This is a genomic window from Buchnera aphidicola (Hyperomyzus lactucae), assembly GCF_005081705.1.
GTDB lineage: Bacteria > Pseudomonadota > Gammaproteobacteria > Enterobacterales > Enterobacteriaceae > Buchnera > Buchnera aphidicola_Y.
Genome location: NZ_CP034876.1, coordinates 143,185 through 160,887 on the forward strand (window position 1 = coordinate 143,185; position 17,703 = coordinate 160,887).

General features: G+C 25.9%; 15 protein-coding genes. 6 read left to right on the plus strand and 9 right to left on the minus strand.

Annotated features, from left to right (window positions below; translation table 11 throughout):
- The first annotated feature begins 96 nt into the window (after positions 1–96).
- From folE to rplY, 3 genes are all read left to right on the plus strand, one after another.
- Positions 97–762, plus strand: coding sequence for a GTP cyclohydrolase I FolE (gene folE, locus D9V68_RS00685; protein WP_158358238.1), 666 nt, complete (start codon positions 97–99; stop codon positions 760–762).
- Positions 763–952: 190 nt separating this feature from the next.
- A complete protein-coding gene (nfo, locus tag D9V68_RS00690) occupies positions 953–1,795 on the plus strand; it encodes a deoxyribonuclease IV (protein WP_158357367.1) in 843 nt (280 codons plus the stop codon).
- 34 nt (positions 1,796–1,829) lie between these two features.
- Positions 1,830–2,114, plus strand: a complete 285-nt coding sequence (gene rplY, locus D9V68_RS00695; RefSeq protein ID WP_158357369.1) for a 50S ribosomal protein L25 — start codon at positions 1,830–1,832, stop codon at positions 2,112–2,114.
- Positions 2,115–2,179: 65 nt separating this feature from the next.
- Here the strand turns inward: rplY and D9V68_RS00700 are convergent, their stop codons facing one another.
- Positions 2,180–2,941 (minus strand): DedA family protein, encoded by a 762-nt coding sequence (locus D9V68_RS00700; protein ID WP_158357371.1) that lies wholly within the window; start codon positions 2,939–2,941, stop codon positions 2,180–2,182.
- Between the two features lie 191 nt (positions 2,942–3,132).
- Between D9V68_RS00700 and D9V68_RS00705 the strand changes: the two genes are divergently transcribed.
- The 3 genes from D9V68_RS00705 (at position 3,133) to apaH (ending at position 6,170) form a co-directional block, all read left to right on the plus strand.
- Positions 3,133–4,419 (plus strand): peptidylprolyl isomerase, encoded by a 1,287-nt coding sequence (locus D9V68_RS00705; protein ID WP_261979601.1) that lies wholly within the window; start codon positions 3,133–3,135, stop codon positions 4,417–4,419.
- Between the two features lie 62 nt (positions 4,420–4,481).
- On the plus strand, positions 4,482–5,297 hold the full coding sequence (rsmA, locus tag D9V68_RS00710; RefSeq protein WP_187308325.1) for a 16S rRNA (adenine(1518)-N(6)/adenine(1519)-N(6))-dimethyltransferase RsmA: 816 nt from the start codon (positions 4,482–4,484) through the stop codon (positions 5,295–5,297).
- Between the two features lie 57 nt (positions 5,298–5,354).
- Positions 5,355–6,170, plus strand: coding sequence for a bis(5'-nucleosyl)-tetraphosphatase (symmetrical) ApaH (gene apaH / locus D9V68_RS00715; protein WP_158357375.1), 816 nt, complete (start codon positions 5,355–5,357; stop codon positions 6,168–6,170).
- A 34-nt stretch (positions 6,171–6,204) separates the two neighbouring features.
- Here the strand turns inward: apaH and folA are convergent, their stop codons facing one another.
- The 8 genes from folA to ribF all read right to left on the minus strand — a co-directional run bounded on the left by folA (position 6,205) and on the right by ribF (position 17,512).
- Positions 6,205–6,690 (minus strand): type 3 dihydrofolate reductase, encoded by a 486-nt coding sequence (folA, locus tag D9V68_RS00720; RefSeq protein ID WP_158357377.1) that lies wholly within the window; start codon positions 6,688–6,690, stop codon positions 6,205–6,207.
- A gap of 79 nt (positions 6,691–6,769) precedes the next feature.
- Entirely contained in the window at positions 6,770–10,009 is a 3,240-nt protein-coding gene (gene carB, locus D9V68_RS00725; RefSeq protein ID WP_158357379.1) for a carbamoyl-phosphate synthase large subunit, read from the minus strand.
- A gap of 17 nt (positions 10,010–10,026) precedes the next feature.
- Positions 10,027–11,175, minus strand: coding sequence for a glutamine-hydrolyzing carbamoyl-phosphate synthase small subunit (gene carA / locus D9V68_RS00730; RefSeq protein WP_187308326.1), 1,149 nt, complete (start codon positions 11,173–11,175; stop codon positions 10,027–10,029).
- Between the two features lie 212 nt (positions 11,176–11,387).
- Entirely contained in the window at positions 11,388–12,200 is an 813-nt protein-coding gene (gene dapB, locus D9V68_RS00735; RefSeq protein ID WP_158357383.1) for a 4-hydroxy-tetrahydrodipicolinate reductase, read from the minus strand.
- A 17-nt stretch (positions 12,201–12,217) separates the two neighbouring features.
- Positions 12,218–13,162, minus strand: coding sequence for a 4-hydroxy-3-methylbut-2-enyl diphosphate reductase (gene ispH / locus D9V68_RS00740; RefSeq protein ID WP_158357385.1), 945 nt, complete (start codon positions 13,160–13,162; stop codon positions 12,218–12,220).
- Positions 13,163–13,253: 91 nt separating this feature from the next.
- Complete coding sequence (lspA, locus tag D9V68_RS00745; RefSeq protein WP_158357387.1) at positions 13,254–13,730, minus strand: signal peptidase II; 477 nt, start codon at positions 13,728–13,730, stop codon at positions 13,254–13,256.
- Complete coding sequence (gene ileS, locus D9V68_RS00750; protein WP_158357389.1) at positions 13,730–16,552, minus strand: isoleucine--tRNA ligase; 2,823 nt, start codon at positions 16,550–16,552, stop codon at positions 13,730–13,732. The genes lspA and ileS overlap by 1 nt, the downstream gene beginning before the upstream one ends.
- A gap of 18 nt (positions 16,553–16,570) precedes the next feature.
- Positions 16,571–17,512, minus strand: coding sequence for a bifunctional riboflavin kinase/FAD synthetase (gene ribF, locus D9V68_RS00755; RefSeq protein ID WP_158357391.1), 942 nt, complete (start codon positions 17,510–17,512; stop codon positions 16,571–16,573).
- Between the last annotated feature and the right edge of the window lie 191 nt (positions 17,513–17,703).

The window sequence follows — 17,703 nt, forward strand, 5'->3', positions numbered from 1 at the left end:
TTTTTAAAACATAATTAATAATTTTTTATATATTATTTTAAACATTGAAAAAATAGATCGAAAAAACATATTTATTATAGAAAATAAGAAAAAATGATAATCAAATTCAGCAAAGAAGCTAATTTAGTACGCAATGCATTATTAGAGAAGAAATTAGAAAATCCTATTTTAAAAGAATACAATGATATAAATGAAAAAGAAAGAGAATTATTAATTGCTGAACATATATATAAAATTATGATTTTACTAAAATTAGATTTAACAGATAATAGTTTAAAAGATACACCAGTTCGTATATCAAAAATGTACATTAATGAAATTTTTTCAGGATTAAATTATAAAAATTTTCCGAAAATTACATTTATAGATAATACAATGAAAATTAATGAAATGATCATTGTAAGAAACATAGTATTAATCAGTACTTGCGAGCATCATTTTATAACTATTAATGGACAAGCAACTATTGCATATATTCCTAAAAATAAAATTATAGGATTATCTAAAATAAATAGAATTGTGCAGTTTTATGCTAAAAGACCCCAAGTACAAGAACGTTTAACTAAACAAATATTAACTGTATTACAAGTTTTATTAGAAACTAAAAATATTGCCATTATTATAAATATGGATCATTTCTGTGTTAAAGCACGCGGAGTGTGTGATGTGAATAGCAGCACTATCACTTCTTCTTTCTCTGGCTTATTTGAATCTGATAAAAATATTCGAGATGAATTTTTTATACAAAAAAATATTAAATAGTGAATTAAATATATTCAGTTTATTTTTATTGATTAAAAGATACTTTGTCAGTATTATACTATTTTTAGTGAAAAACTTTCCACTAATATTTAGTAATGAGTATTATATAATTTTTTTAATTTTTTGATTGATCTATTTAATCTATTTAAAATATTAAAATAGAAATTATTTTATAGGAAAAAAATAAAAAATGAATTATATTGGCGCTCATGTTAGTTCTTCTGGTGGTTTAGAAAAAACAGTTTTGCGTGCCATTGAAATCAATGCAACAGCCTTTTCTTTTTTTACTAAAAATCAGCTTCAATGGTTAGCTCCTCCATTGGTTCAAAAAACAATAGATGATTTTAAATCATCTTGTATTAAGCATAAATTTACACCTCAACAAATTTTACCTCATAGTAGTTATTTAATTAATTTGGGTCATCCGGTTAATAATTTATTAGAAAAATCTCGTTTTTCTTTTATTGATGAAATAACTCGTTGTAGCCAACTTGGTTTAAGTTTTTTAAATTTTCATCCAGGTAGTCATTTAAATAAAATAACTGAAATTTCTTGTTTATTAAGAATTTCTGAATCTATTAATATTGCTTTAGAAAAAACTAAAGATGTAATTGCTGTAATAGAAAATACTGCAGGACAAGGTACTAATGTGGGATATTGTTTTGAACATTTATCTCAAATTATTAAAAATATTCATGATAAATCTAGAGTCGGAGTATGTATTGATACTTGTCATTTATTTGCATCAGGTTATGATCTGCGTACTATAAAAGACTGCGAAAATACTTTTAAAAAATTTAATGATTTGATAGGATTAAAATATTTAAAAGGTATTCATTTAAATGATTCAAAAAAGAAAATTAATAGTCGTATTGATCGACATGAAAGCTTAGGACTAGGTGAAATAGGAAAAGTAGCTTTTCAATGGATTATAAGAAATAAAAATTTTCATTATATCCCGATCATTCTAGAAACAGTTAATCCAAGATTATGGAAAGATGAAATTTCATGGTTAAGATCACAAGTATTATAATTAAATCAATGTATTTTATTAAAAGAGGTTAATAATGTTAACAATTTATGCAATACAAAGAACGGAAAAAGGAAAAAGTTTTAATAGAAGATTGCGTATAAATAACCAGTGTCCAGGAGTGTTATACGGAATAAATAAATCTTCTATCTTACTTACATTAGATCATAATTCTCTTTTTAATTTACAAAAAAAAACAGAATTTTACAAAGAAAATTTATTTTTGCTGATCAATAATGATAAACATATAGTCAAAGTTCAATCTGTTCAAAGGCATTCATTTAAATTAAAATTATTACATATTGATTTTATATATATATAATTTTTTTATAAAATGATTATATTTTTTAAAAAAATATTCATTGAAAAAATAAATTAACATTTATTCTAAAATAATATAGTACAAAAAATTTTTCTAAAAATGAGCATTGTAGGATGAAATTGTATAGCAACTAGGCTTGCTAATCCGGAAAAAGTAGTTAATATCGCTAGCCATCCAATCCTCTTTTGAGTTAAGAAAGATGAAGAACGGATGTTATTTTTTTTTATTTTCCACCATTTTGATGTTAGCCATATTCCTAGCCATATTAAAATTGAAATGATTAATAATAGCCATTTAAAATAATCATTTTGAGCACTTTTTGGTATATTTATAGTAATACCTGTAACTATTCCTGGAAAAAAATATACTGGAGGCCATAATATACATCCAACAATACTGGGGAAAATAAATTTTTTAAAAGGTAATTTTAGCATTCCACAAACCATTGGGATTAAGGGTCTAGTTGGTCCTATGAATCGTCCGACAATAATAGTAATGATACTATGTTTATGTAATACAGATTTAACTTTATCAAGTAGTTTTTGATTTTTCTTTAAAAATCTAAAATTATGCAGCCAATTTTTAAAATACAAACCGACATAATATGAAACCCAATCGCCTAATAAACATCCAATTGTTCCAGATATCCAAGCAGGATAGAATAATAGTTTTCCATTACCTATAAACGTACCTAGTGTAGTCATTAAAATAATACCAGGAAGTAATAATCCAATAAATGCAAGGGATTCTAAAAAAGAAATAATACCAACTATTAATAGCGAATACGTTAAAGATTGTGTCATAAAAGATGTTAGCCAGGATTCCATAAATTCTCATTCTTAGTTAGGCATTTATATGTTGAAAAATTTTTTTTGCATAAATATTTTATACTTTATATTTTTTTTTAACCAACCTCAAGAAAAATATTATATATTTATTGGAGTATTTTAAAATATTCCGTAAAAAAGTTAGCAACTTTAATGTTTTTTTATTAAACACTTATTATAAAAGAAGAATTATAATGAAAGTATGTATTTTTGTGATTTTCTATATTTTTAGCAGTATTGTTTACGTTTCTGCTAAAGAAAACAAGATAGATAATATTACAGCTATTGTAAATGATCAAATTATATTAAATAGTGATGTAAATCAGATTCTGTTTTTGCTTCAAAAAGAAGGTAAAGATTTTAGGATACCTTGGAAAAATAATTTCTTAAAAGAAAAAATTATTCAAAAATTAATTATAAAATCTTTAATCTTACAAGAAGCTAATAGAATGAATATTACAGTTACTAAAGAACAAGTAAATACTGTAATTAAAAATATTTGTTTAAAAAAGAATATAAGTGTTGAAGATTTAAAAAAAAATATTTTATTACATAATCTGAATAATCATTTTACTTATGATAATTATATAAAAAATATTGAGAATTCATTGAAAATCAAAATGATGCAAGATTATGAAATGCATAAACGTATCAATATTTCAGAAGAAGAAGTTAATGTTATTTTTAAAGAACTTATTAGAAATAACAAGAAATTTCAAAAAATTAATTTAAGTTATGTTTTAATTCCCTCTTCACAGAAATATTCTGATAAAAAATTTAACAATCAGAAAATATTAGCAGAAAAAATCGTAACTAAACTTAAAAAAGGTTATGATTTTGAACATGTATATAAAAAATTCAAAAACAAAAAAGATTTTTTAGTAAAAAAAATGTTCTGGATGCATTTTCCAGATGTACAAAAAGTTTTTTCTAATAAATTAAATATTTCTGAAAAAGGACAAATTTTGGGACCTATTTTAGGGAATAAAGGATTTTATATACTAAAAGTGAACGATATTCATAATAAAGAAAATATTGTAACTGATTTTTATATACAACACTGTTTAGTTAAACCCTCTGCAGTGCTAACTAATTCAGAATCAAAGAAACATATTTTTAATATATATGAAAAAATTAAAAAAGGAGTTTATACTTTTGATTATGCGGTTCGGAACTTATCTCATGATTTTTATTCATCTAAAAAAAATGGTGATTTAGGATGGATTTCAAAAGAATTATTTGATGTTGATCTTAATAAAAAATTGTTATATTTAAATAAAAATGAGATAAGCAGACCTATTCACTCTAGATTTGGATGGCATATAATTAAGTTAATAAATAAACGTGAAGTAGATCAATTTTATAAATTTAAAAGAAAAGAAGCATATAATATATTATTAGAAAAAAAAATGATATTAGAAAAAAATAATTGGATAAAAGATCTTAAAAATATTTCTTACATAAACATTATAAGATAAAAATATATTTTATTATATATATTCAAATAATGCTTAAATATTAAATAATTAATTATAAATGTATGAGTATAAAAAAAAATTATAAACATTTTCCTCTAAAACAATATGGGCAAAATTTTCTTATAAATAAGAAAATAATAAAAGATATTATTAAAGCAATTGATCCAAAAATTAAACAAACATTAGTAGAAATTGGTCCAGGATTAGCAGCATTAACTAAACCCATGTCTCAATTATTAGAAGAATTAATTGTTATTGAAGTCGATCGTAATTTGTTAAATGCATTAAAAAAACATTCATTTTATTCAAAACTAACAGTTTTTTGTCAAGATGCTTTAAATTTTAATTATATAAATTTATTTTATCAAAAAAATCAACCGATTCGTATTTTTGGAAACTTGCCATATAATATTTCCACATCTTTAATTATTTTTTTATTTAAACAAATTAGAGTTATTCAAGACATGAATTTTATGTTACAAAAAGAAGTTGCTGAAAGATTAATTGCTTTTCCAGGAAATAAATCTTACGGTCGTTTAAGTATTATTTCTCAATATTATTGTAATATCAAAATAATATTACGTGTTTTACCTGAAGATTTTAGACCTATTCCTAAAGTTCATTCAGTTTTTATTAATCTTACGCCTCATGTTAATCCTGCTCCTTACTTTGTTTATGATATAAATATTTTAAGCCGTATTACTAAAATAGCATTTCAAAATAGAAGGAAAATATTACGTCATAGTTTAAAAACTTTATTTTCTGAAAAAAAATTAATTGAATTAGACATTAATCCTAAATCAAGAGCTGAAAATATTTCTGTTTTGCAGTATTGTCGATTGTCTAATTATTTGTATGAACAATACAAAAACTATTAAAAATCTCAATTCTTATGAAGAATTTTAATACTTTAATTAAAAAAGGAAACTCACTATATGAGTACTTACTTTATAAGTGATATTCATGGTTGTTATAAAGAATTAAGACTTCTTTTAGAAAAATCATTTTTTAATTATAAACAAGATTACCTATGGATTGCGGGAGATTTAGTATCAAGAGGTCCTGATTCGTTAAAAGTTTTAAGATATCTTTATTCTTTTAAAAATAGATTAAAAATAGTACTAGGCAATCATGATATTAATTTAATTGCAGTATATTCTGGTATAAGAAAAAATAAAAAAGAAAATTATTTTGATAAATTTCTTTCTGCACCAGATAGTTATAAATTAATAAAATGGTTACGCTATCAGTCTCTTTTAATAATTGATGAAAAACATAAAATTATTATGTCACATGCTGGAATTAGTCCACAATGGACTTGTGATACAGCAAAAACATGCGCATTCGAGATTGAAGAATTTTTACGTCATCAAAATTACGCTTTATTTTTAGAGGCAATGTATAGTAATAATATAAATTTATGGCAATCAAATTTAAATCGATTAGACCGATTGCGATATTCTATAAATACTTTTACGAGAATGAGATATTGTTATCCTGATAGTCGATTAGATATGTTTTGTAAAAAATCTCCAGATTTTGTTAAATATCCTTTAAAACCATGGTTTGTCATGCCTCGTAAAATTTCAAAAGAGTATTTTATTTTTTTTGGACATTGGTCTTCTCTGAAAGGTACTCATGTACCAGAACCCTTCTTTGCATTAGATGCTGGTTGTTGTTGGGGGGAAGAATTAGTTATGTTGAGATGGGAAGATAAAACATGGTTTCATCAGTCTTATTTGTCAAAATAGTTTAAAGCAAGTTTTTATTTTAATAAAAATTAATTTATCTTGATAAAATTTCAAAAACATAGTTATAAGGATTTGTTTTATTTTTAGAGACTTTTTTTCTAAATAATACTTTCCAAGATGGATATAATTGATATGGGGGAAAATAAGAGTCGCCAATAATATTAATATCTATGTGAGTTAAATATAACTTATTAGCATAAAATAACATTTTTTTATATATTTTACCACCTCCAATTACCATAATTTCTTTATTATAGTTTGCTGAAATAATTGCATTGGGTATTGAATTTGCCCAGATAATATCTTTTTTTTTTATTTTTTTACTACTAATAACTATATTATTACGCATGGATAAAGGTTTTTGCCCGATAGATTCCCAAGTTAAACGACCCATAATTATGTCTTTTGTTATTGTATTTTTTTTAAACCATTTTAAATCTTCTGGAAGATACCAAGGTATTTTATTTTTATATCCAATAACTAAATTATTAGATACAGCAGCAATTAAACTTATGTTCATGTGAAGGTAAAATCTTCTTATGTATTATAAATATGTTTTACAACATATTTATAAATGCTATTTTTAAGTTAATGAAATGTTATTTTTTACAAACTAATTTTATTTTGTCATGCATTTCTTGAAGAGATGTGACATTTTTTATTGGATTTTCATTTAAAGCCATAACTGTTGCAAAAGCACCATTTACAGTTGTATCATAGTGTACTTTGTATTGAAGAGCACTACGACATATTAGTTTTGAATCTTTTATGCCTTGATGAGAAGATGTGGTATTAACAATATAAGAGTATTCGCCATTTTTTAAACGATCTTGTATATGAGGACGTCCTTCGTGCACTTTATTTACTAATCTAGATGAAATTCCAGATCTTTTTAGTGCTATGGATGTGCCTCTCGTGGCATCTATCTTAAAGCCTAGTTTTTTTAATTTAACAGCTAAATTGATAATATTATTTTTATCGTCGTCTCGTACTGAAAGAAGAATTCGACCGGATTTCTTCATGTTTGTATGAGCTCCTAACATAGCTTTAGAAAATGCTTCTGAAAAGTTTTTCCCAATACCCATAACTTCTCCTGTAGAGCGCATTTCTGGACCTAGTATAGGATCAACACCTTGAAATTTATCAAAAGGAAGTACGGCTTCTTTTACTGAAAAATATGGTGGAATAATTTCTTTTGTAAAACCTTGTTGTAACAGTGTTTTTCCATACATCACTCTAACAGATATTTTTGCCAATGCAAGACCAGTTGCTTTTGAAACAAATGGCACTGTTCGTGCTGCTCTTGGATTTACTTCAATAATATAAATTTTATTTTTTTTGATAGCAAATTGTACATTCATTAATCCTTGTACAGATAGCTCAAAAGCTAATTTTTTGACTTGTTTTCTAATTTCATTTTGAATTGTACCAGTTAAAGTATATGCTGGTAAAGAACATGCAGAATCGCCAGAATGAACTCCAGCCTGTTCGATATGTTCCATAATACCCCCAATTAATACTCTTTCTCCATCGCAAACTGCATCAACATCTACTTCAGTGGCATAATCTAAATATTGATCTAGTAAAATAGGTATAGTATTATTTTCTTTTAACATTCTTTTAAAATAACGTTTTAAACCATGTGATTCATAAACGATTTCCATAGCTCTACCACCCAAGACATAAGATGGTCTTACCATTATTGGATATCCTATTATTTTTGCTTGTTTATATGCTTCCTCTAAGGTAAATACAGTTGCATTCAAAGGTTGTTTTAATTTTAACATAGTAACAGTTTTTTGAAAACGATATCGATCTTCAGCTTTATCAATAGAATCTGGACTAGTTCCGATGATGGGAATTCCTTCTTTTTCGAACTCGCGTGCTAATTTCAATGGTGTTTGACCTCCATATTGAATAATAACTCCTTTAGGTTTTTCTATTCTAACTATTTCTAAAACGTTTTCTAATGTAATAGGTTCAAAATACAGTCTATCTGAAATATCATAATCAGTAGATACTGTTTCTGGATTACAGTTAATCATTATTGCTTCAAAACCATCTTCTCTTAAAGCTTGAGCAGCATGAACGCAACAATAGTCAAATTCGATACCTTGTCCTATTCTATTAGGACCACCACCTAGTATAATAATTTTTTTATTATTTTCTTTGTTGGGATGTGATTCACACTCATCTTCCCAAGTTGAATACATATATGCTGTTTCAGTTGAAAATTCTGCTGAACATGTATCGATTCTTTTATATACGGGATGTAAATTTAATTTATAACGTAGTTTTCGTATTGTTTTTTCTTTTTTACTAGTTAGTATTGCAATACGTTTATCAGAAAAACCTTTTCTTTTAATAAAATAAAAGAAATCATATTTCAATCCATTGAATCCATTTCTTTTAATTTTATTCTCTAAAAGAATAATTTCTTCAATTTGAACAAGAAACCATGGATCAATCGATGTTAATTCAAACACATCATCTACAGACATTCCAGATCTAAATGCATCACCTATATACCAAAGACGTTCACAACCAGCATCTTTTAACTCATGTCTAATTTTAATTAAATATTCTGGATCAGAATTAGATATTTTAGGATCAAATCCACTAGATCCTACTTCTAAACCGCGAATAGCTTTTTGTATAGATTCTTGAAAAGTACGACCTATTGCCATGACTTCCCCTACAGATTTCATCTGTGTAGTTAATCGGTCGTCACATCCTGGAAATTTTTCAAAATTAAATCTAGGAATTTTAGTTACTATATAATCTATTGATGGTTCAAATGATGCAGTAGTATTAGTTCCTGTTATATCGTTTGCCAGTTCATCAAGTGTATATCCAATAGCTAATTTAGCTGCTATTTTTGCAATTGGAAATCCTGTTGCTTTAGAAGCTAATGCAGAAGAACGAGATACTCTGGGATTCATTTCAATGACAATCATTCGACCATTTTTTGGATTAACAGCAAATTGTACGTTAGAACCACCAGTTTCTACGCCTATTTCTCGTAAAATTGACATAGAAGCATTTCTCATTGCTTGATATTCTTTATCAGTCAGAGTTTGCGCTGGTGCTACAGTAATTGAATCTCCTGTATGAATACCCATAGGATCTAAATTTTCAATTGAACAAACAATAATACAATTATCGTTTTTATCTCGTACGACTTCCATTTCATATTCTTTCCAACCTATAAGAGATTCGTCAATGAGAAGTTCTGTACTAGGAGATAATTTTAGTCCCCTTTCACAAATTTTTTCAAATTCTTCATTATTATAGGCAATGCCTCCTCCGTGCCCACCCATAGTAAAAGAGGGACGAATAATACATGGAAAACCTACATCGTTTAAAACTGAAAATGCTTCTTGAATATTATGTGCAATCCCACATTTAGCAGTTTCTAATTTTAACTTTTGCATTGAACGTTCAAATAGTTTTCTATTTTCAGCTTTTTTAATTGCATCAACTGTAGCACCTATTATTTTAACATTAAATGCATCTAAAATACCTTTACGGTCTAATTCTAGAGCGCAGTTTAAAGCTGTTTGACCTCCCATAGTTGGAAGTAATGCATCTGGTTTTTCTTTTTGAATAATTTTTTTTACTATTCTCCAATGAATAGGCTCAATGTATGTGGCATCAGCCATACAAGGATCTGTCATAATAGTTGCGGGATTAGAATTAACAAGAATAATTCTGTAACCTTCTTCTCGTAAAGCTTTACAAGCTTGAGCACCTGAATAGTCAAATTCACATGCTTGTCCAATTACTATTGGACCTGCTCCAAGAATTAAAATTGATTTAATATCAGTAGATTTAGGCATTTTTTTTCCCTAATTAATTACTGAGTTTTGATTCGTTTATGAGCGATTAATTGAATAAATTTATCAAATAAAGATGAAGCATCATGTGGTCCAGGACTAGCTTCTGGATGACCTTGAAAACTAAAGGCTGTCGCATTAGTTAAAGATAGTCCTTGTAATGTTCCATCAAAAAGCGAGCTATGTGTAATTTCTATATTATTTGGCATGTTTTTTATATCTACAGTAAAACTATGATTTTGAGATGTAATAATAACACGGTTAGTTTTTATTTCTTTAACTGGATGATTAGCCCCGTGATGTCCAAATTTCATTTTAATAATTTCAGCTCCGCTAGCTAAAGCAAGTAGCTGATGTCCTAAGCATATCCCAAAAATAGGTATGTTAGTTTTCAAAAAATATTGAATAGCATGAATTGCATACTGACAAGGTCTAGGATCTCCTGGTCCATTAGATAAAAAGATGCCATCTGGAAATAAATTTAATACTTTTTGTGGATCAGTCTCAGCAGGAACTACAGTTAAATAACATCCTCTATCTACTAGCATACGAAGTATGTTTCTTTTAACACCAAAGTCATATACAACTACGTGAAACAAAGCTTGTTCTTTTTTAAGAGAATAAAATTTTTTTTTCTTAAAAATAAAACTTCCTTCGTTCCAATTGTAAATGAATTTAGTAGAAACTTCTTTTGCTAAATCTAATCCTTGTAGATTTAAAAAATTTTTAGCGTGTTGATATGCTATTGAATAATTTTCTTTTTTATCTTCTATAATACATCCATTTTGCGAACCTTTTATACGTAAGATTCGTGTTAATTTTCTTGTATCAATATCAGATATTGCAACAATTTTGTTATCTTTTAGATAAGAAGAAAAACTTTTTTTGTTTCGGTGGTTGCTTGCAATCGGTGACAAATCACGAATAATAAGTCCTTTTGCATGAATTTTAGATGATTCTTCATCGTTAGAATTAGTTCCAACATTTCCGACATGGGGATGAGTTAACGTTACAATTTGATGTGAATAAGAGGGATCAGTAATTATTTCTTGATAACCAGTTATTGATGTATTAAAAACAACTTCACCTACAGTCATTCCTTCAGATCCAATAGCTCGTCCATGAAATTTAGTTCCGTCTTCTAAAACCAGTATTGCTGATTGGCTCAAAACATCCTCCATTAAAAAACTTTTTATTTTAATTTTTATTCTAAGTAAGAATTAGTATTATAATACTTACATTTTATTTTAACGAAAATTAATATTTTTGTCTATTATGATAGTTAACATTTATATACTTTAAAACAATTATATATTGTACTTATAATGAGAGATAATATAATTATTTTTTTAAAATACATAGAATAAATTATATTAATATATCATGAAAAAGATAGTACATCTTGCATATCAAATAAACCTGTGTTTTTTTTATGAATCCATAAAGCAGATTGTATTGCACCTTTAGCAAAAGATGTTCTATTTGATGCAGTATGAGTAATTTTAATTTCTTCACCGGAATTCGAAAACATCACAGTATGTTTACCAACAATATCACCTGCACGTACAATAGAAAAACCAATTTTTTTTGTTTCTCTGATTCCGGTGATTCCTTTTTGATAATATATTGAATGTTTATTTAAATCCCAATTCATTACTTTTGATATTATTTCTCCTATTGCTAAAGCTGTTCCTGAAGGAGCATCTATTTTATTACGATGATGATATTCAATAATATTAATATCAGAATTTTTTCCTATTATTTCAGTGGTTTTTTTAATTAGTTGAAATAATAAATTAATTCCTATGCTAAAATTTGATGAAAGTATTATGCCAATTTTTTTAGAATGTGATTGTATAATGTTCATTTCTTCTGTTGAAAAACCAGTAGTACCAATAACGATATTTTTCTTGAACTGACTGCAATATTTTAAATACTTTAATGTACTATTAGGTTGAGTAAAATCAATTAAAACGTCAAAATTATTCTTTTTTATATCTAATTGATCACTTATAAAAACGCCTATTTTCTTTATTCCAAGTACTTCTCCAATATCTTCATTAATTAATTTATGATTTTTTTGAACTAATGCAGCTGTTAAACATGTTTGTTTATTTTTTTGTATTTCTTTAATAAGATTTTGACCCATACGACCTAGAGGTCCAGTAATTGCAATACGAGTTTTTTTATTCATTATTTAGTCCGTATGATCTACATTTTTTTAATATATAAAAATTTCCTAGGAATTTTAAAAATTGTTTTTTCTTTTATACCTAACATTTCTATTGGTTTATTAGCACCCAGTTTTTGTAAATATTGAATTACTTCTGTTACTAATATTTCTGGTGCAGAAGCACCAGCTGTAATACCAATATAATGTACGTTTTTTAACCATATTTTTTTTATATCAGAAAAAGAGCTAATAAGTTTTGTGAATGTACCAGTTTCGTTTCCTAACTCTGCTAAACGATTAGAATTAGAAGAATTTTTTGAACCAACTACTAGTATCATATCAGTTATTTGAGTTAATTTTTTAACCGCTATTTGACGATTTGTTGTTGCATAACATATATCTTCTTTTATAGGACCAGAAATTTTTGGAAATTTATTTTGTAAAGAAGAAATAATATCTTTTGTATTTGTAATAGATAGAGTCGTTTGCGTTACAAAATTTAATTTCTCGCTATTTTTGACAGATAAATTATCAACATCTTTTACTGATTCAACAAGGTATATTTTACCATTTTTATTATCATACTGCCCCATAGTACCTTCAACTTCTGGATGTCCTTTATGACCAATAACAATTGTTTCTATTCCTTTTTTACTAGCATTTGAAACTTCTATATGTACTTTTGTAACTAGTGGACAAGTGGCATTTAAGATAATTAGTTTTTTCTTTATAGATTCTTGAATAACTTTTTTTGACACTCCATGTGCTGAAAAAACGACTATTGAATAATCTGGAATTTCTGAGATTTCTTGAACGAACACAACTCCCTTTTGACGTAATGTATTCACTACATATTCATTATGTACTAGTTCATGTCTGACATAGATTGTTTTTTTATATATTTTTAATGCATTTTCTACTATTAAAATTGCTCTTTTAACCCCAGCACAAAAGCCTCTTGGATTAGTTAATATAATATTCATTATACTTAATATCTCCAATATATGCATATTAATAGAAATTAAATATTATATAAATTATTTGATTTTTTAAAAAATAGAATATTTTTTTAATTTAATAATTCATTTGTGTGAATAGAATAATGCCAATAAAAATACTACAATCGGCTATGTTAAACGTAGCAAAGTGCCAATCATTAAGATGTACATCAATAAAATCTATTACAAATCCATAAGAGATGCGATCTATTAAATTACCCATTGCACCCGCAATTATTAAGCAATAAGCAGTTATTTTTTTTGTTTCTTTTTTGTTAGAATTTATAATCATTCTAATTATTACTAGTATAGTAGAAATGCTGACAATTGACAAAAACCATCTTTGCCATCCTGTTTGATCAGATAATATACTAAAAGCTGCTCCATAATTATGTATATGAAAAAAATTTAATATCAAACATATTTCTCTTATTTCATTTGGTTTTATATTTTTTACGATCCAATCTTTGCTAAAGATGTCTATAATAACGATAAAAATTATTATGGATATATAAATCCATTTATTATTTTTTTTAAAATATTGATTTTTCATTATATAAATATACGTTTTTCACCATTTCCTATTGTATTTAAAATACATCGATTACAAATATTGTTATCGTGCACATGACTTTGAGTTAAAATAAAATAATGCCAACATCTAAGACATTTTTTGCCTTTAATTTTTTTTAAAGAAATTTTCAAATATGGTATTGTTTTACTTTTTTTACTATTTAAGGGAGCTGCATCATATAATTTTATTTTAGCATCAGATGTTAAAAATATAAATTTTATCTCTTTTCCTAAAATTTCCAGTTTACTTAATAATTTAGAAGAAACATATAGAGTTATACAAGTTTCAAGTGAATTGTTAATATTTTTATTTTTTATTTCTTCTTCTAAAAATTTATTAACTTCATTTTTAATTTTAATTATTTCGTCCCAAAATTGATAATTAAGTAGATCATCTTGATCTAAATAAAATAATTTATCAAACCATTCTTCCATAAATACATACTTAGAATTCTTTTCTGGTAAATAATTCCATATTTCATCAGCAGTAAAAGATAATATTGGTGCTATCCACCGTACGAGTGAATTAATTATATAGTATATAGCTGTTTGACAACTGTGTCTTTCTCGACTATTTTTTTTTAAAGTATATTGTCTATCTTTTATAATATCGAGATAGAAAGAGCCCATTTCTATAGAACAAAAATACATTAAACGCTGTACTACTCCGTGAAAATTATAATGTTTGTAATATTCAATAATTTCTTCTTGAACTATTTTAGTTTGTCCTATGGCCCATTTATCTAAAAAAACCATATTATTTTTAGGTATTATATTTGTTGTAGGATCAAAATCACTAATGTTAGCCAACATAAAACGTGCTGTATTTCTAATCCTTCTATATATATCTGATGAACTTTTTAATATTTCATTAGAAATAGAAATATCATTAGAATAATTAGAAGATGCAACCCATAATCTTAAAACATCAGCTCCCAGTGTATTTACTATATTATTGGGGCTAATAGTATTTCCTATAGATTTAGACATTTTTTGTCCTTTTCCATCGACTACAAATCCATGAGTTAATACTTCAGAATATGGTGCTTTTTCATTTATCAATGTTGATATTATTAGCGAAGACATAAACCAACCTCTATGTTGATCTGAACCTTCTAAATACATATCCGCATTATTTTTAGTATATTTTTTATTTTTATATTTTATTGAAGTATGCGTATTTCCCGATTCAAACCATACATCTAATATATCTAAAACTTTTTCATACAATTTATATTCTTTATCTAATATTTCTTTTAAATCTATATTCCACCATGCTTGTATTCCTTCTTTTTCTACTTTTTTTGCTATTTTTTCCATTAAAAAAAAAGTTTCTGGGTGTATTTTTCCTGTTTTTTTATGTATCAAAATAGACATTGGAACACCCCATTTTCTTTGTCTTGAGATACACCAATCAGGTCGTTTTTTCATCATTTCTTTTATTCTTGATTCGCCCCATCGAGGTATCCAAGATACTTTTTTTATTTCTTCTAAAGATTTATCACGTAATTTTTCTTGATCTATACTGATAAACCATTGTGCAGTTGCTTTATATATAATTGGACACTTATGTCTCCAACAGTGTGGATAACTATGTACTAAAGATTCATGATGGAATAATACATTATTTTTAGTTAATAGACTCATAATGGTTGGATTAGATTTTAAAACATTCATCCCATCTAATTGTGGATGTATATTAGAAATATAGTTTCCTTTAACATCTACCAAGTTACTTGTTTTAATATTATATTTTTGACATATGATGTAATCATCAGATCCATGATCTGGTGCTGTATGTACGGCTCCAGTACCTGATTCAAGGTTTACATGCTTCCCTAGTATTACCGGTAAATTAATATTTTTTAAAAATGGATGTGAAAATTTTATATATTCTAAATTTTTTCCCTTTATAGAATATATTACCGTCCATTTTTTTATATTTAGTATGCTGAGTACTTTTTTAACTAATTTTTTTGCTATAATAAAATTATATTTTTCTGTTTCTATTAATTCATATTCAAAATCTGGATGTATAGAAATGGCTTGACTTGACGGAAGAGTCCAAGGTGTTGTTGTCCAAACAAGTAAATATGTTTCTTTTTTATGCGATTTTTTAAAATTAAATAATTTTTCTATAAAAGATTTTTTTATACATTTCAAACCAAATATAATTGAGTCTGAAGTTTTTTCGGAATATTCAATTTCTGCTTCAGATAGTGAAGAAGAGCATTTAAGACACCAATGTATAGGTTTGAAATCTTGGTATAAATATTTTTTTTTAATAATTTTAGATAATGTTCTAATAATATTGGCTTCGTTTTTAAAATCCATAGTAAGATGAGCATTTTCCCAATCACCTATTATGCCTAATCTTATAAAATCTTTTTTTTGTTTTTTAACTTGATCTTCTGCATACATTCTGCATTTTTTTTGAAATTCCGAAGTTGATATTTTTTCATGATTAAAGTTAATTACTTCTTCAACTTTTTGTTCAATTGGGAGGCCATGACAGTCCCAAGAGGGAATGTACGGCGCATCAAAACCCGATATGTTTTTGGATTTTATTATAATATCTTTTAAAATCTTATTTACCGCGTGTCCAATGTGAATATTTCCATTAGCGTACGGCGGACCATCATGAAGAAAAAATATTTTTTTTTCTTCTTTTTTTTTCCTGATTAATTTATATAGATTATCTTTATGCCAGTTTTTTAATATTATTGGTTCTTTTTCTGATAGATTTCCTCTCATGGAAAATTTTGTTTTAGGTAAATTTAAAGTCTTTTTATAATCATCCATTCTTTTCTCTTTTTTGTGTTAATTTTTATCATTCTTAAAATATTTTTTAACTATTTCAATATCTTTAGAAATTTGATTTTTGAGTTCGTTTTTTGAAGAAAAAAATCGTTCATTACGAATTTTTTTATATATAAAAATTTCTATATTTTCTCTGTATAAATTTATTTTTATATCTAGTAAGTAAGTTTCAAGAAATCTATTTTTTTGAGTGTTTATAAAACTAGGTTTAACACCAATATTAGATATTCCGATAAAGTCTCTATTTGAAAAACAACGAACTCGGACGGCATATACTCCGTTAGACAGTAAGAAATTTTTATTTAAAAGTATATTAGCTGTAGGATAACCGATTGTTCTTCCTATTGCACTTCCATGAACCACTTTACCATAAATACTAAATAAACGACCAAGCAAAAGAGAAGCGTGTTTTATATCGTTTTGAAAAAGAAATTTCCTAATATTAGTACTGCTGACTTTTATGTTATTTATGTATAAAGGTTTAATTTGTACAATCTGAAATTGATGTTTTTTTCCTAGTGTTTTTAAAAGATCGATATTACCATGTCTTTGGCAACCAAATCTAAAATCATTTCCTACTACTATAAATTTTATGCGTAGTTTATTTATTAGTATATTTATGATAAAATCTTTTGGATCTAGAGATGAAAAAGATTTATTAAATTTTATACATAAAATTTTATCAAAATTATACGACAAAATTCTTTTGATTTTTTCACGAAATGTTGTGATCCGAACTGGAGCTTCTTGTTTTTTTAAAAATTCTAATGGTTGAGGTTCAAATAAAATTATTATAGTTTTTATTTGGTATTTTTTCCCTATTTCGTATGTATTAGAAAAAAGTTTTTGATGACCTAAATGTATTCCATCAAAATTACCAATGGTAACCACTGAACTAGAATTTATTCTCTTAAGATTGTGAATACCTCGTATAATCTTCATTACTAAGTTGACCTTATCTTATAAAATGAAGCATCTATATTAAAAAACTTGATTAAAAAACTTGGAATATAAAATTTTTTAGCATTTTCTTATTAAATATCGTGATAATATCAAATGAATAATTAGTATTATGATATTAATATATTTCAGTATATTCATTAATATTATTTTTTCAAATAAATGTTTAATTT